The organism is Streptomyces sp. NPDC048191 (assembly GCF_040652655.1).
Lineage (GTDB): Bacteria > Actinomycetota > Actinomycetes > Streptomycetales > Streptomycetaceae > Streptomyces.
Genome location: NZ_JBEZMO010000011.1, coordinates 37552 through 61950 on the forward strand (window position 1 = coordinate 37552; position 24399 = coordinate 61950).

The 24399-nt window shown below is 71.1% G+C and carries 24 protein-coding genes and 1 pseudogene; 18 read left to right on the plus strand and 7 right to left on the minus strand.

All coding sequences use genetic code 11. The annotated features are described in order from the left end of the window. Positions 1 to 8: 8 nt before the first annotated feature. Entirely contained in the window at positions 9 to 965 is a 957-nt protein-coding gene (locus AB0D93_RS19580) for a hypothetical protein (RefSeq protein WP_362120914.1), read from the plus strand. A 202-nt stretch (positions 966 to 1167) separates the two neighbouring features. Here the strand turns inward: AB0D93_RS19580 and AB0D93_RS19585 are convergent, their stop codons facing one another. Beyond that, positions 1168 to 1848: a hypothetical protein gene (locus AB0D93_RS19585; protein WP_362120916.1), complete on the minus strand. Its 681-nt coding sequence runs from the start codon at positions 1846 to 1848 to the stop codon at positions 1168 to 1170. Between the two features lie 434 nt (positions 1849 to 2282). On the opposite strand from AB0D93_RS19585, the pseudogene AB0D93_RS19590 reads away from it, so the two are divergent. The 3 genes and pseudogenes from AB0D93_RS19590 to AB0D93_RS19600 all read left to right on the plus strand — a co-directional run bounded on the left by AB0D93_RS19590 (position 2283) and on the right by AB0D93_RS19600 (position 5176). Beyond that, a pseudogene (locus tag AB0D93_RS19590) lies at positions 2283 to 3479 on the plus strand (beta-ketoacyl-[acyl-carrier-protein] synthase family protein). 330 nt (positions 3480 to 3809) lie between these two features. Beyond that, on the plus strand, positions 3810 to 4346 hold the full coding sequence (locus tag AB0D93_RS19595; RefSeq protein ID WP_362120918.1) for a hypothetical protein: 537 nt from the start codon (positions 3810 to 3812) through the stop codon (positions 4344 to 4346). 362 nt (positions 4347 to 4708) lie between these two features. After that, positions 4709 to 5176, plus strand: coding sequence for a GNAT family N-acetyltransferase (locus tag AB0D93_RS19600; RefSeq protein WP_362120920.1), 468 nt, complete (start codon positions 4709 to 4711; stop codon positions 5174 to 5176). Between the two features lie 163 nt (positions 5177 to 5339). Here AB0D93_RS19600 and AB0D93_RS19605 read toward each other — a convergent pair whose 3' ends face one another. Both AB0D93_RS19605 and AB0D93_RS19610 read right to left on the minus strand, forming a co-directional pair. Then, positions 5340 to 5738 (minus strand): ACT domain-containing protein, encoded by a 399-nt coding sequence (locus AB0D93_RS19605; RefSeq protein WP_362120922.1) that lies wholly within the window; start codon positions 5736 to 5738, stop codon positions 5340 to 5342. A 293-nt stretch (positions 5739 to 6031) separates the two neighbouring features. Further along, positions 6032 to 7189, minus strand: a complete 1158-nt coding sequence (locus AB0D93_RS19610; protein ID WP_362120924.1) for an erythromycin esterase family protein — start codon at positions 7187 to 7189, stop codon at positions 6032 to 6034. 103 nt (positions 7190 to 7292) lie between these two features. Between AB0D93_RS19610 and AB0D93_RS19615 the strand changes: the two genes are divergently transcribed. Continuing rightward, on the plus strand, positions 7293 to 8042 hold the full coding sequence (locus AB0D93_RS19615) for a TioE family transcriptional regulator (protein ID WP_362120926.1): 750 nt from the start codon (positions 7293 to 7295) through the stop codon (positions 8040 to 8042). 26 nt (positions 8043 to 8068) lie between these two features. On the opposite strand, the gene AB0D93_RS19620 is transcribed toward AB0D93_RS19615, so the two are convergent. Beyond that, positions 8069 to 8611 (minus strand): DUF1707 domain-containing protein, encoded by a 543-nt coding sequence (locus AB0D93_RS19620; protein WP_362120928.1) that lies wholly within the window; start codon positions 8609 to 8611, stop codon positions 8069 to 8071. 106 nt (positions 8612 to 8717) lie between these two features. Here AB0D93_RS19620 and AB0D93_RS19625 point away from each other — a divergent pair, with 106 nt between their 5' ends. Then, the gene (locus AB0D93_RS19625) at positions 8718 to 9557 is read left to right on the plus strand and encodes an LLM class F420-dependent oxidoreductase (RefSeq protein ID WP_362120930.1); all 840 of its coding nucleotides are present in this window, start codon (positions 8718 to 8720) and stop codon (positions 9555 to 9557) included. A 462-nt stretch (positions 9558 to 10019) separates the two neighbouring features. Here AB0D93_RS19625 and AB0D93_RS19630 read toward each other — a convergent pair whose 3' ends face one another. Beyond that, complete coding sequence (locus AB0D93_RS19630) at positions 10020 to 10943, minus strand: SDR family oxidoreductase (RefSeq protein WP_362120932.1); 924 nt, start codon at positions 10941 to 10943, stop codon at positions 10020 to 10022. Positions 10944 to 11026: 83 nt separating this feature from the next. Between AB0D93_RS19630 and AB0D93_RS19635 the strand changes: the two genes are divergently transcribed. Together AB0D93_RS19635 and AB0D93_RS19640 are read left to right on the plus strand one after the other, a co-directional pair. Next, positions 11027 to 11593: a helix-turn-helix domain-containing protein gene (locus AB0D93_RS19635; RefSeq protein ID WP_362120934.1), complete on the plus strand. Its 567-nt coding sequence runs from the start codon at positions 11027 to 11029 to the stop codon at positions 11591 to 11593. Between the two features lie 213 nt (positions 11594 to 11806). Then, positions 11807 to 13465 (plus strand): penicillin-binding transpeptidase domain-containing protein, encoded by a 1659-nt coding sequence (locus AB0D93_RS19640; RefSeq protein WP_362120937.1) that lies wholly within the window; start codon positions 11807 to 11809, stop codon positions 13463 to 13465. Between the two features lie 121 nt (positions 13466 to 13586). Here AB0D93_RS19640 and AB0D93_RS19645 read toward each other — a convergent pair whose 3' ends face one another. Further along, a complete protein-coding gene (locus AB0D93_RS19645) occupies positions 13587 to 14255 on the minus strand; it encodes an O-methyltransferase (RefSeq protein WP_362120938.1) in 669 nt (222 codons plus the stop codon). A gap of 192 nt (positions 14256 to 14447) precedes the next feature. On the opposite strand from AB0D93_RS19645, the gene AB0D93_RS19650 reads away from it, so the two are divergent. The 5 genes from AB0D93_RS19650 to AB0D93_RS19670 all read left to right on the plus strand — a co-directional run bounded on the left by AB0D93_RS19650 (position 14448) and on the right by AB0D93_RS19670 (position 19928). Continuing rightward, positions 14448 to 15005 carry a YciI family protein gene (locus AB0D93_RS19650; RefSeq protein WP_362121135.1) on the plus strand — a complete coding sequence of 186 codons (558 nt, stop codon included), beginning with the start codon at positions 14448 to 14450 and terminating at the stop codon, positions 15003 to 15005. Positions 15006 to 15095: 90 nt separating this feature from the next. Then, positions 15096 to 16544, plus strand: a complete 1449-nt coding sequence (gene argG, locus AB0D93_RS19655; protein ID WP_362120939.1) for an argininosuccinate synthase — start codon at positions 15096 to 15098, stop codon at positions 16542 to 16544. A 117-nt stretch (positions 16545 to 16661) separates the two neighbouring features. Continuing rightward, on the plus strand, positions 16662 to 17618 hold the full coding sequence (locus tag AB0D93_RS19660) for a helix-turn-helix domain-containing protein (RefSeq protein WP_362120940.1): 957 nt from the start codon (positions 16662 to 16664) through the stop codon (positions 17616 to 17618). Between the two features lie 99 nt (positions 17619 to 17717). After that, the gene (gene gap / locus AB0D93_RS19665; protein ID WP_362120941.1) at positions 17718 to 18716 is read left to right on the plus strand and encodes a type I glyceraldehyde-3-phosphate dehydrogenase; all 999 of its coding nucleotides are present in this window, start codon (positions 17718 to 17720) and stop codon (positions 18714 to 18716) included. Positions 18717 to 18854: 138 nt separating this feature from the next. Then, positions 18855 to 19928: an acyl-CoA desaturase gene (locus AB0D93_RS19670; protein ID WP_362120942.1), complete on the plus strand. Its 1074-nt coding sequence runs from the start codon at positions 18855 to 18857 to the stop codon at positions 19926 to 19928. Positions 19929 to 20131: 203 nt separating this feature from the next. On the opposite strand, the gene AB0D93_RS19675 is transcribed toward AB0D93_RS19670, so the two are convergent. Beyond that, positions 20132 to 20260: a hypothetical protein gene (locus tag AB0D93_RS19675; RefSeq protein ID WP_362120943.1), complete on the minus strand. Its 129-nt coding sequence runs from the start codon at positions 20258 to 20260 to the stop codon at positions 20132 to 20134. A gap of 533 nt (positions 20261 to 20793) precedes the next feature. Here AB0D93_RS19675 and rpmG point away from each other — a divergent pair. From rpmG to AB0D93_RS19700, 5 genes are all read left to right on the plus strand, one after another. After that, the gene (gene rpmG, locus AB0D93_RS19680; protein ID WP_362120944.1) at positions 20794 to 20958 is read left to right on the plus strand and encodes a 50S ribosomal protein L33; all 165 of its coding nucleotides are present in this window, start codon (positions 20794 to 20796) and stop codon (positions 20956 to 20958) included. A 46-nt stretch (positions 20959 to 21004) separates the two neighbouring features. After that, a complete protein-coding gene (locus AB0D93_RS19685) occupies positions 21005 to 21265 on the plus strand; it encodes a type B 50S ribosomal protein L31 (protein WP_362120945.1) in 261 nt (86 codons plus the stop codon). A gap of 36 nt (positions 21266 to 21301) precedes the next feature. Further along, complete coding sequence (ykgO, locus tag AB0D93_RS19690) at positions 21302 to 21424, plus strand: type B 50S ribosomal protein L36 (protein ID WP_054244622.1); 123 nt, start codon at positions 21302 to 21304, stop codon at positions 21422 to 21424. Between the two features lie 344 nt (positions 21425 to 21768). Beyond that, positions 21769 to 22662, plus strand: a complete 894-nt coding sequence (locus AB0D93_RS19695) for a polysaccharide deacetylase family protein (protein WP_362120946.1) — start codon at positions 21769 to 21771, stop codon at positions 22660 to 22662. Between the two features lie 137 nt (positions 22663 to 22799). Further along, entirely contained in the window at positions 22800 to 24251 is a 1452-nt protein-coding gene (locus AB0D93_RS19700) for a cytosine permease (protein WP_362120947.1), read from the plus strand. Positions 24252 to 24399 lie beyond the last annotated feature (148 nt).

Genomic DNA, 24399 nt, shown 5'->3' on the forward strand with positions numbered 1-24399 from the left:
CTCCGGCCATGGCATTTCTTTCAAGTCGCCGCAAAAGGGCTCGCCTTGCTCCGGAACTCGACGACCAGGAACTGGGCAGGCTGCTGAAGACACTCGTGGCGACCACCAGGACCGGCACCATCGCGACCACCGACCTGTGTGTGGCGCAGATGTCCCGCCTCCTGGAGCAGGACCCGGGCGACTGGGACCGCCGTGCGCACCGTATGGACGTCCTGGCGAAATACCTCGCCGGATCACATCTGCCGCGGGCCTGGGCCACGCGCGAGCCGAGCAGCGCGAACGCACTCGTCCTGCACGCCTGGACCCAGGTCGCGCAGGCCCGCACCCAGGGACACCTGGAGGACCCCAGAGGCGTCGGCTCGACCTGCCTGCGCGCCGCCGAACTGCTACCGGAGGACCCCACTCCCTGGGTGGTGCTCCTCGAGGTGGCACGACTGGAACGCCGTGACCAGTCCCAGGTCTTCGGGGTGTGGAACGAGGTGCTCGCACGCGACCGCTGGAGCCGCGAGGCCTATCTGAGCATGCTGGCCTACCTGAGCCCGGAGGAGGCGGGGTCACGCATCCAGGTCCTGGAGTTCGTGGACACCCTGCGCGCCCGCATGCCCGCCAACGCGCCGTGCGTGGCGACCGAACTCACCGCGCAGGTCCTCCAGTACCACGCCATCCTCGACCGGGGTGGATTCGAGGCGCTGGTCGCGCGCAACCACTGGTCCCAGGCGATGGCAACACAGGCACTCGACCGCGCGGCGCAGACCTGGAGCCGGCCGGGATTCCTGCGCCACGCCAAGACGCTCGCCGACATCAACCTCCTCGCCTACGCGCTGACGGCCGCGGACCGGCGCGCCGAGGCGCGAGCCGCCTTCGAGGTCATCGGTGGCATCGTCACGGCATGGCCCTGGCAGACCGGCGGCGATCCGGTGAGCGAGTTCGAGCAGACGCGGCAGAGGACCACCGGCGGTGTATGAGCCCGACGATTCCGCCCTCGGCCCTGATGTGCCGTCAACTCACCCGTCACCGGGCGGCGTCGGCGAGCAATGAGGTGACACTCGACCCGCCCCGCAGGCGCCCCGGCGGCACAGGCCGGCGTCTGCCGGGACCGCTCCCGAGCGGGCTGGGGCGCACCTCCGACGCCCGGGCCCGGTCAGGACGCGGTGATGCGGCCACGGCTCACTCGGCCGCTTCGGACCGGGAATCCTCCGCGTTCGCCGCCGTCGGCTCCGCGGCGGCGTGGAGGGTGTAGAACACGGACGAACCCTGCTTGCTGCGGTGGGCGCTGTTGCGGGCCACGAGGTTCTCCAGAGTGGTGCGGATGACCTTGGTCTGGATCTCCCGGTCCGGATGTGCCGTGCCCAGCGCCTCGGCGACCTCCGCCGCGGAGCGGGGCTCCCGCTGTTCCGCGAGGAGGCGGCGGACGAGTTCGACGAGAGTGGGCTGCGCCGTCTGGCCGGCCGTCTTCTTCGCGGCGATCTTCTTCGCGGCGGGCTTCGTGCCCGAGGGCTTCCTGGCGGACTCCTTCGCCGGCTGCTTCTCGCGCTCCGGCTGCTCCGCGGCCCTCTTCTTCGGCGCGGGGCGCGTCCCGGACCCGGTGGTGGACCTGGTGCGCGGGGCGGGCACCACGGCGGCGTCGGTGGTGGTGCCGCGCGCGCTCGGCGGGGACACGACGCCGAGTGCCTGCTGCATGCTCACCAGGACGGTGTGGTCGTGCTCCAGAGCGGCCAACTGCTCCTGCAGACCCGCGATTTCGGCGGTGATGCGCTCCTGCTCCTTGACGTTGTGTTCGAGGTCGTTGGTCACCTGGCTGACATACTGCGAGGTCAACTCGGTGACGGGTGTGATGGGCTCGGGCATCTGACGCTCCAATCGTGACTGTGGCGCGCTCCTTGGCTTCCCTATGCGGCAAGCGGGAAGGGGGAGTTGTCGTCCGGGTTTCCCGGCAGAGCGGAATGTGTCCTGCGGGATGTTCCCGACACGTGAATGATACGGACGCGTCGACCTGTTTCTACCTTCCGTCTCGCCCAGTGCGCCGCTTTCGGGTGGTGGTGAAGCGTTTTTCAGATCGCCCGGTACGAGACCGCCCGCGGTGACCCGGGTAGCTGACCGGCCGTCAGCTGCGACTGCGAGTCCAACCTCGTTGATTGTCGGGATAGTACAATCTCTCGCTTCTGAATCGCTCGACTCCTGCCCTGACTTCCCTTCTCGGTGCTGGCAAGATCATCTTGAGGTCAGCAAGTGCTATGTAGCATGTACACAATTCAGGAGGCTCGTGTGACCACAACGATCGTGTGCTGGTGACGGGTGTCGGCGCGATGACGCCACTGGGAGCCGATGCGCCGTCGTCGTGGTCGGGGATGCTGGACGGCAAGTCGGGGGTGCGTTTCCTGGAGGAGGACTGGGCCGCGGACCTGCCCGTGCACGTCGCGGCCGGGCTCACGGTGGACCCCGCCTCCCTGCTTCCGAGGGCCGAGGCCAGGAAGCTGGACCGCGGTGAGCAACTCGCCGTCCTCAGCGCGCGCGAAGCTTGGCAGGACGCCGGTGCTCCGCAGGTCGAGCCGGAACGGTTCGCTGTCGTCATCGGTACGGGGACCGGTGGTGTCCTCACCACGCTTGGGCAGGACGACGTCTTCGAACGTGCCGGGATCCGCCGGTTGTCGCCGTAGGCGGTCCCCATGCTGATGCCCAACGGGCCGGCTGCCTGGGTGAGCATGGACCTGGGTGCGAAGGGAGGCGCCAGGACTCCGGTGAGTGCCTGTGCGTCCGGGGCCGAGGCCCTCGCACTGGGGCAGGACCTGATCCGCAGCGGGCGGGCCGACGTGGTCGTCGCAGGTGGGGTGGAGGCATGCCTGCACCCCTTCACCATCGCGGCATTCGCCCAGATGAAGGCCTTGTCGACGCAGTCAGTGGACCCAGAGGCCGTGTCCCGCCCGTTCGACGTCAAGCGGTCGGGGTTCGTGATGGGGGAGGGCGCGGGGATGATGGTGCTCGAACGCGCCGGGTTCGCCCGGGCTCGTGGAGCACGTGCCCACGGCACACTGGCCGGCAGCGCCGTGAGTTCGAGCGCGAACCACATCACGGCCTCCGACGCGGAAGGCCAGGCCTTTGCCATGGAACTGGCGCTGCGCGACGCCGGCCTGGCCCCGGCGGACATCGGGGTCGTGCACGCCCACGCCACCTCGACGGAGTCCGGTGACCTGGCGGAGGCCGAGGCGATCGGCCGAGTGATAGGCAGCCATGCTGCGGTGACGGCGACGAAGTCGATGACAGGACACATGATGGGCGCGTCCGGGGCGGTTGGCGCCATGGCCGCTCTGTTCGCGCTCAAGTACGGCACGGTGCCGGCCACACGCAACCTCGACGAACTCGACCCGCGCGTGGACCTGGACGTGGTGCGCGGTGAGCGGCGCACCGGTCAGTGGACCGCCGCGCTGGCCAACTCGTTCGGGTTCGGCGGACACAACGTCAGCCTCGTCTTCAGCAAGTGACGGCGAGACCCTGACCACCACGCCGGCGGGTGCAGCGCCGTCGATGTCAGCTGGTGCCGGACTCGTCGATCTCCGAGGTGCCGATCCCGCTAGCTCCAACCGTCAGGGGATGCCTTCGTGATCCCAGCCGGTGAAGATCTCCGGTGCTCTCGCGGCAGGTAGGTTCCCGCCACGCGGCTGCAGGTGGGGGGTGCTCATCACACGAACCGGGCATCGGCACGGCGCCGGACGGGCACCGCGATGGTTCTGGTCCGGGTGCTCGATGAACGCGAAGGCGCTCCTCCCACTTCGTGGTCTCTCGGCGCTCAAGGCTTGGCGGAGGGCGGGTGTATGGGTGAGATCCTGCGCAGGGTCCTGCTCTTGGGGCGGGCCCTGCAGGGGTGGTGGTCGGGCCGTCTGGGCAAGGAGATCGCCTCCACATGGGCCGCGGGCATCGTTTTGGGCGTTCCTGTTTGGATCTTCATCGAGATCTTCTGGCACCCGGACTCGATCCTCGGTGACGGCGGGCTCGCCGCCATCGGACTGCTCATGATCCTTGCTGTCACGACGCTCTTCGCCTGGACGGGCGTCATGATCGTCCGCGAGACGATCGCCGAGTCCCCCGTGACCAAGGGCGTCGCTCGGCGCCGGTTGCTCGCAGTTCAGGTGCTCACGGCCGGGACGGCCGGGTGGGTCGCCCTGCGGGCGGTCCTGGTCTTCGGCCATCACGTAGCGCCGACCGTAGGCCTGATCTCGGCGATTCCGCTGGCGGCTCCGTACCCACTCGCCTTCCTGGCGCTCACCCTGCGCGAGGACGTCCGGTGGCGCGTCGTACGCGCAGTGCTCCCCGCGCCGATTGCCCTGGTGGTGCTGCTCCGGTTCGTGTGACTGGGGCCTTGCGGCCGGTCGGTCGCTCCGTGAAGCTCGACGGCGACCGAGGCCTCTACGGCCAGCCCGTGGCCCGGGACCCGGAGCGGGAGCCGATCCCTGCCTCCGGCGGGGGGGAGAGCGGTACCGGTACCGGCGCAGCGCGGTGAGGCGGGCACCCGCCGTCGTGGCCGTGTTCGCCCACCGTTCCTGAGTCCGCCGCCCTGTTCCCGGCCGCCGAGCACGTCGTACGCCCCGGAGCCGGACCCATTCCCTGGCTGGACGACGCCGCCCTCGGGATCCTGGGGCGGGCGACCGCACCTGGCCCTGACGCCGGTCGCTTCCCGGAGGCGAGGGAAAGCCGGCGCGCTAGCATCGTGATCATGGCGGACTGGAAGATACGTCCCGCTTCGGCCGCGGACGTCGAGGCGGTGGCCGAGCTGAGGGCCGTCGTGATGAGGCCGGACCTGGAGCGGCTCGGGCGGTACGACGAGCACCGGGTGCGGCAGCGGCTGCGGGATGGGTTCGTGCCGGAAAACACCTGGGTGATAGAGGCCGACGGTGCCCTGGCCGGATGCGTGGCGCTGCGTCCCGCGCACGACGCCCACTGGCTGGAACACTTCTACGTCGGCCCCAGCCTGCAGGGCGGCGGCGTCGGATCGGCCGTGCTGCGCATGTTGCTGGAGCGGTGCGACGGCGACGGCACTCGGATGCGGCTGAACGTGCTCCAGGGCAGCCGGGCCCGTGGGCTGTACGAACGCCACGGCTTCACCGTGGAGTCCGAGGACCCGGTGGATGTGTTCATGGTCCGCGAGCCAGCCGGCGCCCTGTGCGCTGACGCCCCGCAGTGAGCGCGAGCGAGGAGCGGCGGGCCACGGAGGCCGGTACGGGCGCCCGCGCCCTCGTCGGCGGGCGGCGGGCGTGATGTGTGCCCGGCCGGCCGACGCCCGCGGAGTGTCGCGGACTGGCCGCTGCCCTGCCCCGGTGTGCGCTGAGCGACCTCAGGAGGCGGGGTCAGGAGGAGTCGTGGGTCAGTTCCCGCAGGACGTCCATGGCCCGCTCGGCGTGCTCGTACGGTACGAAGAGGTGATCGTGGTGGAAGCCGGCGACGACATTGCAGCTCAGGCCCGCGTCGGCGAGGGCGCGGGAGACCGCGGCGGTCAGTCCTACCGCGGCCAGCGCGGAGTGGACCCGCAAGGTGATCCATCCGGCCACGTAGTCGTACGCCATCCCCGCGGCGTCCGCCTCCGCCCGGGGCACGACGAGGGTCAGGCCCTCCTGCTCGGCGACCGTCACCACGGGGGTGACACCGGACGGCACGCCGCCCTCCGCCATGGTGAAGACGTAATGGCCCGGATTCAGTTCCGGACGCAAGCCGCTCAGCAATGTCTGCAGATCAGTCTCGCCGGTCACATGCCCACCCTACGGGCCGGACGCCCGGCCGGCCCGCAGGCGAGCAGTGCCGGTCATACCGTCGGCCGCCCCGTCTCCCGGGCGCCGGCCCCACGGCGCCGCCACACGAGGCCCTCGACGTCCCTTTCCGTGGCCCGGGCGTCAACCGCACGCGTGCTGCGGATACCGGGGCGACGCCCGGGGGCGCAGGAAGGCCCGGTACTGGCGCAGCGCGGCCGGTGCAAACGTGCCGGGACCGTTGCCGTGTGGGGCGGCCCGGCGGCGTCGGATCCGGCTCGGCGTCCCGGCCGCGGTCACATGGGTGCGGGTGTGCCAGCGGTCGCGCCGTCGTTGATGTGCAGGACCGCCTCCACGGCGTCGAGCGTCACGCGGTCGAGCGGGAAGTAACCCTGCCTGGGATGTGTGTCCGTCCGCTTGCGGGCGGACGGCACCGTGGCGGCCGCTTGCAGGGACCAGGTGGTGACACGGCTCTGCAGGAGGCCTTCATGGGTGTCCGGGGCGGGGTCTTCGAGCCCGAGCGTGTCACTGCGGCCCAGACTGCCCACGACGCAGACGTACCGCCGGCCGAGCAGGGATCCCACGATGGCGCCGGCGCCGGACCAGTCGGCACCCAGGTCTCCCGGGCGCCAGGCGCTCGGGTTCCGCTGCAGATGGAGGTTGTGCCCGAAGACCAGGGTGCCGCCCCGCTCTTGCTCGATGCCGCGGATGTCCAGGAGGTTCTGGGCCATGAGCGCGTCCCGGACACCGAGCAGGCCCGCTATCCGGGGACCGGGTTCGAGGGGCAGTGCCGACTGCTTGTGGTAGCGCAGGAGGCCGAGGCCGGCGGTGAGATGTGTCCTGGCCCTGAACCACGTATCGCGGGACGTCGCCGTGATCAGTTCCGGGGCGCGTGCGTGGAGCAGGACCAGCATGTCGTCCGTGATCGTCCGCAGCCGCTCGGCGTCGGTCGTGGCGCCCGGGGACATCGCGGCGTCGAGCACCGCCTCCGGCCGGCTCCAGCGTGTGTCGTCGCCGGTGAGGTGCGCGATGTCGAGGTCGAGCCCCAGGAAGTCGCGGGCATGTTCCAGATAGGGCCGGGGGCTGGGCGCGCTGTAGTTCTCCAACGGTGCGTCGAAGCCGTGGAAGGCCAGGCGTTCCGCGGGCGGGCGGTCCTGGTTGTAGGTGCGCATCCAGTCGACCAGCCGCCTGTTGGCCTCCTGGTCGCCGAAGCCGTGGGAGAAGCCTTCACGCATGACCGCGTCGAGGCTCCCGGCTCCCTCCTGCACGTGGTCGTTCACGGCGAGCGCGGCCACGCGGTCGGTCTCGAGGGCGATCGACCGGAAGCCGCGGTCGGCCAGCTGGGCGAACAGCCCGTTGCGGATCCGTCCGAAGGCCGGTTCCTGGTGGGTGGGCTCACCCAGCGCCAAGAGCTCGCATGACGGGGTGACGAAGGCTCGGATGTCCTGACTCATGGACCTCAATCGTATCTTTGAAAGAACGGTTGAGACTTTGGCAGGCGTCAGTCATGGTCTGTAGGGGCTTCTGCTGCCCAGGCCTCCGGTAAAGTCTCAACCGGTGATCACCTTGCGACCGACCGACCTGGCCCGCGAGCACGGCATCTCGACCCAGGCCGTGCGCAACTACGAGCGGCACGGATTCATCCCGCCCGCCGAGCGCACCGACACCGGCTACCGGATCTACACCGAGGTGCACGCGGCCGCACTGCGCGCCTACCTCGCGCTCGTCCCGGCGTACGGCTACGCGGCCGGCGGCCGGATCATGAACGCTCTGCACCGTGGCGGACTCGACGAGGCCCTGACGGTCGTCGACCGGGGCCACAGCCAGTTGCTGCGCGACCGGGACACCCTCGACGCCGTACGGACGGCGGTGACGCACCTGACGGCGGAGCCGCAGTCCGCTCCGGATCCCGCACCGGGCTCCCGCACCCGCACCGTCGGCGAACTCGCACACCAACTCGGCGTCACGACGGCGACCTTGCGCAACTGGGAGAGCGCCGGCATCGTCACCCCCGCCCGCGACCCGGTCACCGGCTACCGCGTCTTCCGCGCCGACGACATCCGCGACGCCGAGCTCGCGCACCTGCTCAGACGCGGAGGCCATCTGCTGGACGACATCGCCACCGTGGTCCAGCAGGTCCGCACGGCCGGCGGCACGGACGCACTCGCCGCCTCCCTGGACGCCTGGCAGGGAAGGCTCACCGCACAGGGCCTCGCCATGCTCCACGCGGCGACACATCTCAACGCCTATCTGGCGCTCCTCGACCGTGCGGACGGGGCGGACGCCGGCGGTCGCGGTGACGCATAGAGGACAGATCAGCGCCGGCGGGAGCTTCAGCGCCGGGCGTGGCGGATCTTCAACCGTCCGAATCCCAGAAACCCGGAGATCCGGATCCTCGGTCCTCCGGGGCGGGACGCCCGCCGGGCCCTGTAGCGCAGGTCCTTCCACCCGGTGCGCAGCCCCTCGACGTCGACGACCGCGTCGCGAGGCACCGTGATCCTGGCCCCGCCGGTGCCGAGTTGCAGTTCGATGTCGACGACCGGATGCTCGATGACCGCCCGGGACAGATCCAGGCGGACCCTTCCGTAGGCGGATTCGACCTTGAGGACCCGGGGCACCCGCCACGCGCCGCGCCGCTGGATCCGCCCGGCGGCGGCGCCGATGGCCGACGTGGTGTCCGGGACGTTCTCCGGGAGCGGGGCCAGGGCCGACGCGAGTTCGCCCTGCGTCCTCGCGGTGAGCACCTGGCCGAGACGATGGTCCATCTCCTCGTGCGAGATGCGCTCATCGGCGTACCCCTCCTGCAGGCGCGCCACGGCCGCCTCACGGTCGTCTTCGCCGAGCAGTGGCGACGGGTCTTCCTGCGAAGAGGTCACCCTCCCACTCTAGTGCCGCTTCCGCACTGCCCGTCATGCTCGCCGCCGTGGCCGAGGCACTCGTGGCCGCTCCGCAACTCGCTGTAGCTGGCGGTAAGTTGGCACGATGCGTTTCGCTTTCAAGACATCGCCGCAGGGCACCTCGTGGGAGGCCGTGCTCGATGTGTGGCGGGCCGCCGACGAGATCGAGACCTTCGAGTCCGGATGGACCTCCGACCACTTCCAGGCCATGCACGGCACCGACCCGGCCACACCCCGCCTGGAGGGCTGGATCACCCTGGCGGCGCTGGCCCAGGCCACCCGGCGCCTGCGCCTGGGCACGCTCGTCACTGGCATCCACTACCGGCACCCGGCGGTCCTCGCCAACATGGCCGCCACACTGGATGTCATCTCCCAGGGGCGACTGGAGCTCGGCATCGGAACAGGTTGGAGCGAAGAGGAGTCCCGCGCGTACGGCATCGACCTGGGCACACCGCGCGAGCGCAGCGATCGTTTCGAGGAGGCCTGCGAAGTGCTCACCGGTCTCCTCGGGCCGGACCGAACGACCACCTTGGAAGGCACCTACTACCAACTGGCGCAGGCGCGTTGCCATCCCAAACCCGTCCAGCGGCCGCATCCGCCGCTGTGCATCGGTGGCAGTGGGGAGAAGCGCACGCTGCGGACCGTGGCGAGGTTCGCTCAGCACTGGAACTTCGACACCGGGACACCCGCACAGTTCCGCAGGGCACGCGAGGTGTTGTCCGAGCACTGCGGGCGCATCGGACGCGACCCCGCGGAGATCCGGCTCTCGGCCCAGGTCCGCTTCACCGGCGATCCGGCCGAAGCGGCCGCGAGCGCCGCCGCCTTCGCCGAGGAGGGCGCCGAACTGGCCGTCCTCTACCTACCGTTGCCGTACTCACCACACGTACTGGAGCCTCTGGCCGACGAGTTGGCCAAGATCTCCTGACCGGATCCGGGGCCGGCCGGCGCTCGGCGGGGGCGGCGGACGGCAAGGGCCCGCCGTCGGCGAGCGCCCTGGGCCGGCTCCGGGCTGTCGCCGTGCCGGGCCCTGACCCGCTCCAGCGCCTCGCGGGTACCGTCCCGCTCGGCGGTGTCGAGCCGGACGGCCTTCGGCTCCGACTGGCCTGTTCGATCGCTTCCGCGCGCCCGTCGCGGAAGCCGTTCTCCGCCGACGGCCGCGCGGGCACGGTCCAGGTCCCTGGCGGTCGGAGCGATGGACGTCCGAGAACGAGTGGCTCCAGCGCCCGGATACCGCATGAGCGGCAAGCAGCGGTCCCGTGGCGATCGGCATCCACGGCCGGGCCGACGAGCCCGGCGGAGTGCCGCTGGTGCGTGCTGCCATAGAGCTCCGTTTCCGCCCCGGTGAGGCAGCGGGCGGTCCCCACCGGGGGCGGGCCGGAGTCCCCCCTCAGGCGCCGGTGGCGGGGGTGTGGAAGTAGTGCCCCTTGTCGAGGTCGTCGAGGAGGTCCGGGTGGGTCGGCCGCCAGTCCAGCAGTTCGCGGGTCAGGGCGCCGGCGGCCGGCATGTCGAGGCCGAGGAAGCCGGCGAGCCAGCCGAAGTGCCCGGCCGCGGCCTCGGGCGCCACGGACGTCACCGGCACGTCGAGGTGCCGGCCGATCACCTCGGCGACGTCACGGATCGCGACACCCTCGTCCGCGACCCCGTGCAGCACCGATCCGGCCGGTGCCCGCTCGACGGCCAGCCGGAACAGATGTGCGGCGTCGAGGCGGTGGACGGCGGGCCAGCGGTTGGCGCCGTCGCCGATGTAGCCGGAGACGCCCTTCTCGCGGGCGATGGCGACCAGCGTCGCCATGAATCCGTTGTCCCCGTCGCCGTGACAGGTCGGCGAGAGCCGTACCACGGAGGACCGGACACCGCGTGAGGCGAACCCCAGCACCTCCTGTGCCGTGACCGCCCGGAGGCTGATCGGCGAGTCGTCGAGCGTGGGCATGTCGCGCTCGGTCGCAGCGCGGCCGAGCGCCAGCCCGGCCAGGCCGGAGGCGAGGACGAAGGGCCGGTCGCTGCCGGCGAGCGCGTCACCGAAGACGTCGACGGCGCGGCGGTCGGCCTCGGCGGCGCCCTTGAAATCGCCGCTGAAGGCGATGTCGTGCTTGAAGGCGAGGTGGATCACCCCGTCCGAGGCGGCGGCCGTCTTCCGCAGCAGATCGAGGTCGTCGACGGTGCCGCGGACGGCCTCCGCGCCCGCCGCGGTGACCGCGGCGGCAGAGGCTTCTGAGCGGGCGAGCCCGACGACCTGGTGTCCCGCTTCGACGAGCTCAGGGACGACGGCGGACCCGATCCAGCCGGAGGCGCCGGTCACGAAGATGCGCATGGGAGACCCCAAACATTCGATGTCAGTGACTGACATAGACCGTACACCTGATGTCAGCGGCTGTCATCACGTAAGATCCGGGCATGGGTAGATGGGAGCCGGACGCGCGCGGACGCCTGGCGAAGGCCGCGCTGGCGCTCTATGCCGAGCGCGGGTACGAGCAGACCACCGTGGCGGAGATCGCCAAGCGGGCCGGGCTCACGGAGCGGACCTTCTTCCGGCACTACGCCGACAAGCGCGAGGTGCTCTTCGCCGGTGCCGGTGAGCTGGAGGACCTGTTCGTCCGCGCGGTCGCCGGTGCTCCGCGGGCCGCGGTCCCGCTCGACGCCCTGACGGCCGGGCTCGACGCCGTCGCCGGGATGTTCGCCGACCGACGTGACTTCGCGTGTCGGCGGCAGGCCGTGATCACGGCGAACGCGGAACTGCGGGAGCGCGAGCTGATCAAGCTCGCGTCGCTGGGGGCGGCGCTCGCCGAAACCCTGCGCGGCCGGGGTGTCGCGGAGCCCGCCGCGAGCCTGGCCGCCGAGGCCGCGGTCGCCGTCTTCAAGGTCGCCTTCGAACGCTGGATCGCACCGGACGAGGAACGCTCGATGCAGTTGCTGATCCGGGAGTCGCTGGCCGAACTCAGGGCCGTGGCCGCGGGCGCGTAGGCGATCCCACCGCGGCCCACGGGCGCCCGCACCGGCCGACCGTAAGGCCGATGCGCCAGGTGAGGTCACGACGATCGCGATGAGTGGACCGGTGCCCTGCGTGGCACCGCCACCGCACCCCACGACCGCACCGTGGCAAGGCACTTGAGGTTCAGATAACGATCTGCAGACGAGCGACACGCAAGTTCATGGAACGTACATACGATTCGTCACATGAACAGAGCTGTGAAGATCGGCCTTGCCGGTACCTGCACCGCGCTGCTCGCCCTCGGGGGAATCGGTACCTACAACATCCTGCACAGCCTGACCTCCGGGTCGGTGGGTGACGGCTCCTCCCAGGGTGCGCGCACTTTCGACTCCTCGGCGGTGTCGAGCACGCCCCCGTCGGACGCCGAGTCCGTGAAGCTGACCCGCGCCTTCCTGGACAGCTGGTCCCAGCGGCACCTGGACGGCGCGGCGAGCGACACCGACGTACCGCAGACGGCAGCGCCGGCACTGCGGGACTACGCCGACGGCCTGCGCCTAAAGAAGCTGTCCTTCGCTCACATCCTGTCGGCGGGACCCTCCTCGGTGACGTCGGGAGCCACGAAGGTCACCTTCGACGTCACCGCACAGGTAGAGGGGGGCACCTGGAGCTACTCGAGCGCGGTGGCGGTCCTGAAGAGCACGAACGGGCAGTTGGCGGTCCACTGGAACAACTCGGTGCTCTATCCGGGTCTCGACGACGGCCAGTCACTGACCGCGGGCAGGCTGCCGGCCGGCGCGGGCGGCGTCAAGGTCGTCGCGAGCGACGGCAAGACGGACCTCTCCCGCTTCGCGTCACTGCGGGACATCACGGCCACCATCGGCAAGAACGCGAAGCCCACGGGCGGCACCCCCGGCACGGGCGTGGCCGTGGTCGACGGTGGCGGCGCGGGCGTGAAGACCCTCAAGGTCTTCTCCAAGGGCCGCCCGGCCACCGTGCGGACGACCATCGACGCCGGCCTCCAGACAGTGGCCGAAGAGGCCGTGAAGGACGCTCACCTGCAGCAGAAGCCCGCCGGGACCGTGGCGCTGGACTGGCACAGCGGTCACATCCTCGCGATCGCGCACACGGGCGACGACGGCGACATCGCCCTCAACGGCATCAAGTCCCCGGGCTCCACCATGAAGATCATCACCTCGGCGGCCCTCTTCGACAAGGCGGGTCTCACGCCGAACAGTCCGGCGCCGTGCACGGACTCGCTGACCGCCAACAGCCAGCTGTTCCACAACGACTCCGGCGTGCGGCCCAACACCCAGGCCTCCCTCGCCCAGGCGTTCACGGTGTCCTGCAACACCTCCTTCATCAAGGACGGCTTCCACTACCTGGTGCACGACGGTGACGCCTCCGCCTTGAACGACGAGGCCGTGAACGTCTTCGGCATGGGCAGCTGGTCCATCGGCGGCGGGGTCGCCACCACCGATCCGAGCATCCCGGCGGACGTCCAGGGCGGCGACCAGGCGGCCCAGTTCATCGGCCAGGGTAAGGTCACCGCCACGCCCCTGTTCATGGCGTCGGTGGCGGCCACCGTCCGCGACGCCGGCTTCGAACAGCCCGTGATCCTGCCCGGACAGCACCAGGAGACCGCGCCCCGGCCCATCTCCGCCCGCACGGCCGGCTATCTGCAGTCGATGATGCGCAACGTCGCCACCAGCGGTACGGCCGCCCCGCGCCTGGGCGGACTCGTGGGCGTCGGCGCCAAGACCGGCACCGCGGAGGAGGGGGACCACACCAACGGCTGGCTGACCGCCTACAACTCCCGCGTCTCGGTCGCGGCCCTCGTCGAGGGCGGCAGCTCCGGCGTCGACTCAGCGGGATACGTCGTACGACGGCTGCTGACCGGCAGCTGACGCGGTCCGCTCGGCGAACCGGCCGAACCACCTGCCCCGGCGGTGACCGCGCCGGCGGTGACCGCGCCCGGCAGGAGGTGCGCCGTCACCGGCGGGGGTGTCGCCCCCGCCGGTGACTCGCTCAGGCCGTGACCAGGGCGAGGGTGAAGCCGTCGTAGCCCTTCGTACCGACCGTCTGGACAGTGGTGGCGGTCAACCGCGGGTGCTCCGCGATGAGTTCGGTGAAGCGGCGGACGCCCTGGACGCGCGGGTCGTCGTCGGCCGCGTCGGTGACCGCGCCGTCGCGGACCACGTTGTCGCCGACGATGACGCTCCCCGGCCCGGTGAGCTTCAGGGACCACTCCAGGTACTCCGGGTTGGAGGGCTTGTCCGCGTCGATGAAGACCAGGTCGAACGGACCGGCCTCCTCGGCCGCGAGCCGGGGCAGCGAGTCCTGGGCCTTGCCGACGCGGAGGTCGACGAGGTGCCCCAGCCCGGCACGGGCGATGTTGGCCGTGGCGACGGCCGCGTAGTGCGGGTCGCTCTCCAGGGTGACCAGACGGCCGCCGTCCGGCAGGGCCCGGGCGAGCCAGATGGTGCTGTAGCCGCCGAGGGTGCCGATCTCCAGGATGCGCCGGGCGCCCCGGATCCGGGCGAGCAGGTTCAGCAGCTTGCCCTGGTTGGGAGCCACCTGGATCTGCGGGAGCCCGGCGGCATCGCTGTCCCCGGCGGCCGAGAGCAGGGCGTCGTCCTCCTGCACGAGCAGACCGTTGAAGTAGTCGTCGACAGCGGTCCACGTCTGCTGAGACACAGTGAGTTCCCTTTCGATACCTACTAAGTTCCGAATGGAAACTTACTGGGTGGGTCCGGAGGTGTGTCAACGGCATTCCGGGGCCGGAACCGGCATGGCGTGAGGCGCCGAGGCCGAACAGCGGCCCCTGCCGATCACGCGCTCCGCAAAAGCGGTTGAGGGCCCGTCCCCGCTCGGGGAGGGTCTGTGGCCATGGAATTCTTCTGCTTCCACCGCGACCGGCGCGGCTCCCTGCCCCTGCGTGACGAGCTGTTGGGGCAACACTGGGCCTACATGGACCAGTACGCCGAGGAGATGATCGCCCGCGGCCCGACCCTGGCCGCCGACGACGAGACGCCCACCGGTAGCGTGCACGTCCTCGACCTGCAGGACCCCGCGGCCGCGAGGGCCTTCGCCTTCGAGGAACCCAACTACCAGTCCGGCGTGTACCGGGATGTGCTGCTGCGTCGTTGGCGCAACACGCTGGGGCGCACCATGTGGGACTTCCCGGGTGGCCGGACCGGCGGTGACCGGTACCTGGTGCTCGGCCTCGGCGCGGCGCGGACGGCCGACGCCGGCCTCGACGCACCCCCGCCGGACCGGCGCGAGCTGATCGCGTACGGGCCGCTGCTCTCCGACGACGGTGCCACCTGGCTCGGCACGGCCGCGCTGCTCCGCGCCCCGGACCCGGAGGCGGCGCGAGCGGTCCTGACCGCGGACCGGTATGCGGAGGTCGAGGTTCGCACCTGGAGGTTCGGCGGTCGGCAGTAGGTACGGCGCCGACCGCCGCAGAGAACGCCGTCGGGGGGTTCTTTCGCTCCGGGCTATGCATGGCCATGCGTAATGTTGCATACTCTTCCTATGTCCAAGGTCCTCACTTCCCTTCCGGTCGGCGAGCGCGTCGGCATCGCCTTCTCCGGCGGCCTCGACACGTCGGTCGCCGTCGCGTGGATGCGCGACAAGGGCGCCATCCCGTGCACCTACACCGCCGACATCGGCCAGTACGACGAGCCCGACATCGCCTCGGTGCCGGGCCGTGCGGCGACCTACGGTGCCGAGATCGCGCGCCTGGTCGACTGCCGCGCGGCCCTGGTCGAGGAAGGGCTGGCCGCGCTCGCCTGCGGCGCGTTCCACATCCGCTCGGGCGGGCGTGCCTACTTCAACACCACGCCCCTCGGCCGCGCCGTCACCGGGACCCTGCTGGTCCGGGCGATGCTCGAGGACGACGTCCAGATCTGGGGCGACGGCTCCACCTTCAAGGGCAACGACATCGAGCGGTTCTACCGCTACGGCCTGCTCGCCAACCCCCACCTGCGGATCTACAAGCCCTGGCTGGACTCCGACTTCGTGACCGAGCTCGGCGGCCGCAAGGAGATGTCCGAGTGGCTGCTCGCGCACGGGCTGCCGTACCGCGACAGCACGGAGAAGGCGTACTCGACCGACGCCAACATCTGGGGCGCCACGCACGAGGCCAAGACCCTGGAGCACCTGGACACCGGCGTGGAGACCGTCGAGCCGATCATGGGCGTGCGGTTCTGGGACCCGGCCGTGGAGATCGCCGCCGAGGACGTGACCGTCGGCTTCGACCAGGGCCGCCCCGTGACGATCAACGGCAAGGATTTCGCCTCTCCGGTCGACCTGGTCATGGAGGCGAACGCCATCGGCGGCCGGCACGGCCTCGGCATGTCGGACCAGATCGAGAACCGGATCATCGAGGCCAAGAGCCGCGGCATCTACGAGGCGCCCGGCATGGCGCTGCTGCACGCGGCCTACGAGCGCCTGGTCAACGCGATCCACAACGAGGACACCCTCGCCCAGTACCACACCGAGGGCCGCAAGCTCGGCCGCCTGATGTACGAGGGCCGCTGGCTGGACCCGCAGGCGCTGATGATCCGCGAGTCGCTGCAGCGCTGGGTCGGCGCCGCGGTCACCGGCGAGGTGACACTGCGGCTGCGGCGCGGTGAGGACTACTCGATCCTCGACACCACGGGCCCGGCGTTCAGCTACCACCCCGACAAGCTGTCCATGGAGCGCACCGAGGACTCCGCGTTCGGCCCGTCGGACCGGATCGGCCAGCTCACCATGCGCAACCTCGACATCGCCGACTCCCGCGCCCGCCTCGAGCAGTACGCCGGGCTGGGCATGGTCGGCACCGAGCACCCGGCCCTGATCGGCGCGGCCCAGGCCGCCTCCACGGGCCTGATCGGCACCATGCCGCAGGGCGGCGCCGAGGCGATCGCCTCCCGCGGCGAGGTCTCGGAGGAGGACGAGGCGCTGGACCGGGCCGCGATGGAGTCCGGCACGGACTGACCCCGCCCACACGCCCTTGGGCAGCGGGCCCCGCCGGTTCCCCACCGGCGGGGCCCGTCGTCGTACGCCGTCCGGCTGGCACCCGGCGTCCACCGGGCCTCTCGTACGCTGTGTTCCGTGTCGTCCCCCCGCCTGCAGCGTGTCGCCGTCCTGGTGCTCGAAGGTGCCAAGCCGCTCGACGTCGGGATTCCCGCGCAGGTGTTCACCACGCGCGCGAGCATGCCGTACGAGGTGCGGGTGTGCGGTGCGGTGCCCGGGCTGGTGACAGGCGGGGACGGGCTGTCGTACCACGTCGCCCATGGCCTGGAGGCTCTCGGATGGGCGGACATCGTGTTCATCCCCGGGTACCGGTTTCCGGACCGCGAGGACCCGCCGCGCTCCGTCGTGGAGGCGCTGGTCGCCGCCCATGCCCGGGGCACGCGGCTGGCCGCCATCTCGACGGGGGCCTTCGCGCTGGCCGCGACGGGCCTGCTCGACGGCAAGCGGGCGACGACGCACTGGCACTACACACGAGCCCTCGCGGTGAAGCATCCGCTCGTCCGGGTCGACGAGAACGTGCTCTTCGTCGACGAGGGCAGCGTGCTGACGTCGGCCGGAGCGGCCTCCGGCATCGACCTGTGCCTGCACATCCTCCGCAAGGACCTCGGGGTCGCCGTGTCGAACCATGCGGCGCGCCGCCTGGTCGCCGCCCCCTACCGCAGCGGAGGCCAGGCCCAGTACGTGCCGCGCAGTGTGCCCGAGGCGCTGGGGGAGCGGTTCGCCGCGACCCGTGAGTGGGCTCTGCACCGCCTCGGCGAGCCCCTCACCCTCACGGTCCTCGCCCGGCATGCCGCGGTCTCGCCGCGCACGTTCTCCCGGCGCTTCGCCGAGGACACCGGATACACGCCGATGCAGTGGGTGATGCGTGCCCGCATCGACCTCGCCAGGGAGCTGCTCGAACGTTCCGGGCGCAGCATCGAGCAGATCGCCGCCGATGTCGGTCTCGGCACCGGCACCAATCTGCGCACCCACTTCCAGCGCATCCTCGGCACCACCCCGAGCGAGTACCGGCGCACCTTCACCCAGGGCGAGTAGCCGGCCCCCTGGCGCGATCCTTGCGAACCATGGCGCTCCGGACACGGTCATGAGCGGACGCGGCCCGCGACCCTGGTGGGGACGGAAGGGACACCATTCATGACTCGCATCGCCATCAACGGATTCGGCCGTATCGGACGCAACGTGCTGCGCGCCCTCCTCGAACGCGGCACCGCCCTCGACGTCGTCGCCGTGAACGACCTCACCGAACCCGCCACCCTCGCGCGCCTGCTCGCCTACGACACCACGGCCGGCCGGCTCGGCCGCCCCGTGACCGTCGACGGGGACACCCTGGTCGTGGACGGCCGTCGGATCAAGGTCCTCGCCGAGCGCGAGCCGGCGCAACTGCCCTGGGACGAGCTCGGTGTGGACATCGTGCTCGAGGCGACCGGCCGCTTCACATCGGCGAAGGCGGCCCGGGCACACCTCGACGCGGGCGCGAAGAAGGTCCTCGTCAGCGCGCCGTCCGACGGCGCCGACGTCACCCTCGCGTACGGGGTGAACACCGACGCGTACGACCCGGCCCTGCACACCGTCGTCTCGAACGCCTCCTGCACCACCAACGCGCTCGCGCCGCTGGCCGCCGTACTGGACGAACTCGCCGGCATCGAGCACGGGTTCATGACGACGGTGCACGCCTACACCCAGGAGCAGAACCTCCAGGACGGTCCGCACCGCGACGCCCGCCGGGCCCGCGCCGCCGCCGTCAACATCGTGCCGACCACGACCGGCGCGGCGAAGGCGATCGGGCTGGTGCTGCCGAACCTGGACGGCAAGCTGTCGGGCGACTCGATCCGCGTGCCCGTGCCGGTCGGCTCGATCGTCGAACTCAACACGACCGTGGCCCGTGACGTGACGCGCGACGACGTGCTGACGGCGTACCGCGCCGCGGCCGAGGGGCCGCTCGCGGGCATCCTGGAGTACTCCGAGGACCCGCTGGTGTCGTCGGACATCACGGGCAACCCGGCATCGTCGATCTTCGACTCGGCCCTCACCCGCGTCGACGGCCGTCACATCAAGGTGGTCGCCTGGTACGACAACGAGTGGGGCTTCTCCCACCGTGTGGTCGACACCCTCGAACTCCTCGCCGGGCGCTGACCGCCGCCCCTGCCGCGAAGCCCCGGATCAGCGGCTCGGGGTGGTGGCAACACCCCGGCCGCCGTAGGGAAAGCCCCCCGTTCCGTCCGGTGCCTGTCCGGATGTTCCGGTGCCACGGTCGTGCACAGACTCGACGGCATGACGATTTCCACGCATGCCCCGGCCGCCGGGGCGTCCGCCGCCCCGTCCCGTACCTCCGACTCAGGGCCGGGCAGCGACTTCGCCCGGCTGTCCCGGCGTATCGCCGAGGCGGGTCTGCTGAGGCGGCGTCCCGGCTACTACACGGCCAGACTCGCTCTGGTGATCGCGCTGTCGGCGGCCGGCTGGGGGGCCTTCCTCGCGCTCGGCGACACCTGGTGGCAGCTGGCGGTCGCCGCGTTCCTGGCACTGGCCTTCGGCCAGGTCGCCCTGGTGGCCCATGACTTGGCGCACCGTCAGGTCTTCCGGCGCGGCCGGCCGAGCGAGACGTGGGGCCGGCTCCTCGGCAATCTCGGCATCGGCATGAGCTACGGCTGGTGGATGAACAAGCACACCCGCCACCACGCCAACCCCAACCACGAGGAACTCGACCCGGATGTCGCCCCGGACATCCTGGTGTGGTCCAAGTCCCAGGCCCGCGACAGCCGCGGCCTGGCGCGTCTGATCGGCGGTCACCAGGCGTGGCTGTTCTTCCCGCTGCTGACGCTGGAGGGTTTCAACCTGCACGTCGCGAGCCTGCGGGCGCTGCGCTCGCCGTCCATGAAGCACCGGGTGCCGGAAGGCGGTCTGCTCCTCCTGCACCTCGCCGCCTATGTGTCCGCGCTGTTCCTGGTGCTCTCGCCCGGCAAGGCGGTCGCGTTCCTCTTCGTGCACCAGTGCCTCTTCGGCGTCTACCTCGGCTGCACCTTCGCACCGAACCACAAGGGCATGCCCACGTTCACCGGTGACGAACGGCCGGACTTCCTGCGCCGCCAGGTCCTCACCTCCCGCAACGTACGCGGCGGCCGGTTCACCGACGTGATGCTCGGCGGGCTCAACTACCAGATCGAGCACCACCTCTTCCCGAGCATGCCCACACCCCATCTGCGGCGGGCCCAGGTCATCGTTCGCCGGTACTGCGCGGAGATCGGCGTCCCGTACCACGAGACCGGCCTGATCCAGTCCTACCGCGAGGCCCTGACCCACATGCACCGCGTGGGAGAACCGATCAGGCAGCGGCGCCGGGCCGCCTGACCGCTGCCGGAACCGTCCGCGCAGGCCCGGGTCCCGCCGCAACGTGATCATGCGCGCGCGGGACACCTACGACTACGGCTTCACTGACCGGGTGTGTACGGCCCCTCCGTACTCATCCCGACCAGGAACCGGCCGTGTTCCCCCCGATCCCGCTCGCGTCGGTGGCGGCCGAGCGACCGATGGGGTGTCACCGGGGTACGCGCTCACCCCGGCGGCGTGACCAGCCCCGCCTCGTACGCGGTGATCACGAGCTGCACCCGGTCCCCGCCACCGGCGTGGCCACGGTCGGCGGCGGGGCCGGGTTTCGCAGCGGTCCGCGTGGGTCGCGGCACGTCGGCGCCCTCCCGGACCCCACCAGGTGCACGGCGGACCCGACGCGGCGGCCCACCTGGGCCGCCCCGGCCCGGAGCAACGGCACCGCGGCGCGCCGGGCCGAGGAGGTGTCGTGGGAGGCCGGTCCGGCAGAGGCGCCGCGCGGAGGCACATCGGCGGCTTCTCGCCCGGCACGGAGGAGCGGCTCGGTATCGCCGCCGCGTCGCCCGGCGATCCGCCGGTGCGGGTGTTCGCCGAGCCGGTCGAAGGCGCGGGTGTTCGACGAGCCGGTCGAAGGCATGCACCCGGTGCGACTTCCGCCGGGACAGCCTCGTCCACGGCACGGGTCGACCGCTGTCCGCCCCGGTACGGACCGGGACGACGACGCGGGAATGCCCGGGGGCCCTGTGCGGTTTCCACGGGCGCGTCCGGAACCGTCGGCCGACCGGCCGGAACACAGGACAGCACCGGGAATGTACGAGCGTCCCGCACTGTTGTGGCCAGTGCTGACATGCTCGGATCAATTCCGGGGTGTGGGTGAAAGGAGACTCTCATGGCACGCAGCACCGTGCGTCCCGTCGTCAAGCTGAAGTCGACGGCGGGGACCGGCGTCACCTACGTGACGCGCAAGAACCGTCTGAGCGACCCCGACCGGCTGGTCCTGCGCAAGTACGACCCGGTCGCCGGCCGGCACGTCCTCTTCCGCGAAGAACGCTGAACCACGCCGCCACCCACCAGGGGCGGACGGCCACAAGGAGGCACCCATGAGGCCAGGCATCCATCCCGAATCCCGGCTGGTCGTCTTCCGCGACCGAGCCGCCGACGCCCTCTTCCTCACCCGGTCGACCGCGTCCACGGCGAAGACCATCGTCTGGGAGGACGGCACCACCTACCCGCTGATCGACGTGGAGACCTCGTCGGCCGGCCACCCCTTCTACACCGGCACCGCACGGGTCGTGGACACCGCAGGCCGCATCGAACGCTTCCAGCGCCGCTACGGCCGTCGCGCCACGCCCCGCCGCTGACCGCCGTGTACTCCTGAACACGTGGAGAACCCAGCCATGAAGGTACGCAAGTCCCTGCGCTCACTGAAGTCCAAGCCCGGCGCCCAGGTGGTCCGCCGCCGGGGTGTGGTCTTCGTCGTGAACAAGAAGAACCCCCGTTTCAAGGCGCGCCAGGGCTGACCCGCCGCGCCGAGCGCAACCGGCCCGGCCCCGCCACCCGCGGGACCGGGCCGTCAGCGTGGCCCCGGACATCCCGGAGCGCCGAACCCGACGGTCGGTCCGGCCCGTGTGCCCAACGCGCCGCGTGCCACCCGGAGTTCACGGCGCGAGTGCTCGCGGCCCCGGCGCGGGGGACGTGCTCCGGGGCCCCCAACGCCGCGTCGACCTCACCGGGCACCGGCTCGCGACCGATTCTGGATGATCTCTTACCAGTGTCTTCACGGTCGTGGGCGGTTCCCTGCATACCGTGGCCGTCATGGGCGGTCGTCGGCCGTGGCGGCCTTCGACCGGGTGGGGGGAAGCGCATGTCGGCTGGTCGCCGTGCGGTGCTGGCCGCCGTGGCGGGAGGGCTGCTCGCCGGTTGCGCGGGCCCGAAGAACGACGGCGCCGCGCCCGCCTCCGCGGCGCCGGGCACGGGCGGGGGCGCGAGGGCCTCGCAGGCTCCCCGCGCCGTCCCCTCGACCACGGCTTCCGCCACGCGGCCTCCCGTCACCCGCGCGCAGACCGTGGCCCGTTACGGGCGCAGCACACCGCACACGTGGGGCTTCGACGCCCCGGGCGTGGTGCACTCGCTGCCGCACACGACCCGTGACATCGCGCTGACCTTCGACGCCTGCGGCGGCCCGGGCGGCAGCGGCTACGACCGGGCGCTCATCCAGTTCCTGCGCACACGGCACATTCCGGCGACCCTGTTCATCAACTCCCGCTGGATCGACGCCAATCCGGCGCAGTTCCGCCACCTGGCCGCCGACCCGCTGTTCGAGATCGCCAACCACGGCACCCGGCACCGTCCGCTGTCGGTCACCGGCCGTTCCGCCTACGGCATCCGCGGCACCCGCAGCGCGGGGGAGGTGTACGACGAGGTCGCCGGCAACCGGGCCAGGCTGACCCGCCTGCTGGGCGCTCCGCCCCGCTTCTTCCGCTCCGGTACCGCCTACTGCGACGACGTCGCGGCACGCATCGTCGGCGACCTCGGAGAACGCTTCGTCAGCTTCTCCGTCAACGGGGACGGCGGCGCCACCTTCACCGCCGAGCAAGTGCACACCACCGTCGCCTCGGCCCGGGCCGGTTCCATCGTCCTGTGCCACATGAACCATCCCGAAGGCGGCACCGCCCGGGGCATCGCGCTGGCGGTCCCGCACCTCCAGGCCCGCGGCCACCGCTTCGTCCGCCTCTCGGACGGCCTGCACCGGCGGTGATGTCCGGGACCGGTGTGTGCCGGACGTGACCGGTCCTCGCGCGACGCGACGGCAACCGCACGCTGCACACCACTCGTCACGGCGCCCACGTAGGACAACAATGTGTCCCAGAGGCAGACCGGCCGCCGGGAGGCGTCATGAGCACATCAGCGGAGCCCAGGGTGTCCGGCCTGGAGGTCAGGTCCATCGACTACGTCCCGCTGAACGAGCGGCACGGCAAGCTCTGGCATCTGGGCCCGCTGTGGTTCATGTCCAACGCCCAGATCGCGACCCTCGCCGTGGGACTGATCAGCATCACCGAGGGCGGCAACCTCATCTGGTCCCTGCTGGCCATCGTCGCCGGCACGGTCATCGGCACCTTCTTCATGGCCTTCCACTCGGCACAGGGCCCCCAGCTGGGCCTGCCGCAGATGATCCAGTCACGCCCCCAGTTCGGCTATGTCGGCGCCCTCCTGGTATGGCTCTTCGCCTATGTGCAGTACGCGGGATTCAACGTCTTCAACAGCATCCTGGCCGCCGACTCCCTGCACACCACCCTGCACGGCAGCGTCAAGCTGTGGGTGGTCGTGGTCACCGTGGTGGCCCTGGTCGTCGCGCTGGTGGGCTACGACATCATCCACAAGGCCGAGCGGCTCCTGACGTACACCTTCCTGATCGTCTTCGGCGTCTTCACCGTCGGTGTGCTCGTCACCCTCCACTACCCGGCGGGCTCCTTCGACCTCGGCGCCTTCAGATGGACCCCGTTCCTCGCACAGTTCGGCGTGGTCGCCGGCTACCAGATCAGCTGGGCCATCTACGTCTCCGACTACTCGCGCTACCTCCCGCCGGACGTCACGGTCCGCAAGACCTTCTACTGGACCTACTTCGGCTCCGCGCTCGGCGGCATCTGGCTGATGGTGCTGGGCACGCTGCTCGCCGCCTGGGCGGGCAAGGGCTTCGACACCATCAGGTCGATCAACGCCGCCGGCGACAAGGTGTTCAGCGGCTTCGGCGCCGTCGTGCTGCTCTTCGCCGCGCTGGGCCTGGTGTCCGTCACCGCGCTGAACATGTACGGCGGTTCGCTGACCCTGATCAGCGGCATCGACTCGTTCAAGCGCGTGCGCCCGACACTCGGCGTCCGCCTGCTGACCATCGGGCTGACCGCCGCGCTCTCCCTGATCGGCGCCCTGGCCGCGACCTCCAACTTCCTGGAGAACTTCAACAACTTCCTGCTGCTGGTGCTCTACCTGTTCATCCCGTGGACCTCCGTGAACCTCATGGACTACTACGTGGTGCGCCGCGGGCACTACGCCATCGCGGAGATCTTCAACCCGCACGGCATCTACGGCCGTTGGGGATGGCACGGCATCATCTCCTACCTGGTCGGCTTCGCCGCCATGATCCCCTTCTTCTCCGTCGGCACCCTGTACGTCGGTCCCGCCGCCAAGGCGCTGGGCGGAGCCGACATCTCGCTGTTCATCGGACTCCCGGTCGCCGCGCTGCTGTACTGGTGGCTGACCCGCTCGATCGACGTGGCGGCCGAGACCCGCGTGGCCCAGGCGGAGGCCGAGGCGCTGGAGCAGGCGGCCCACGAGCACCGCGAGCCCTGAGGCCGACAGAGGCGGACGCGCCCCCGGCCGCGGCCCGCGGCCCCTGGCGGACGGGCCTGATCAGCAACGTCCTCAATCCGAAGATCGCCGTCTTCTCCACCGGGCTGCTGCCCACGCTGGCCCCGCCGCACCTGCCGCGCGCCTGGGC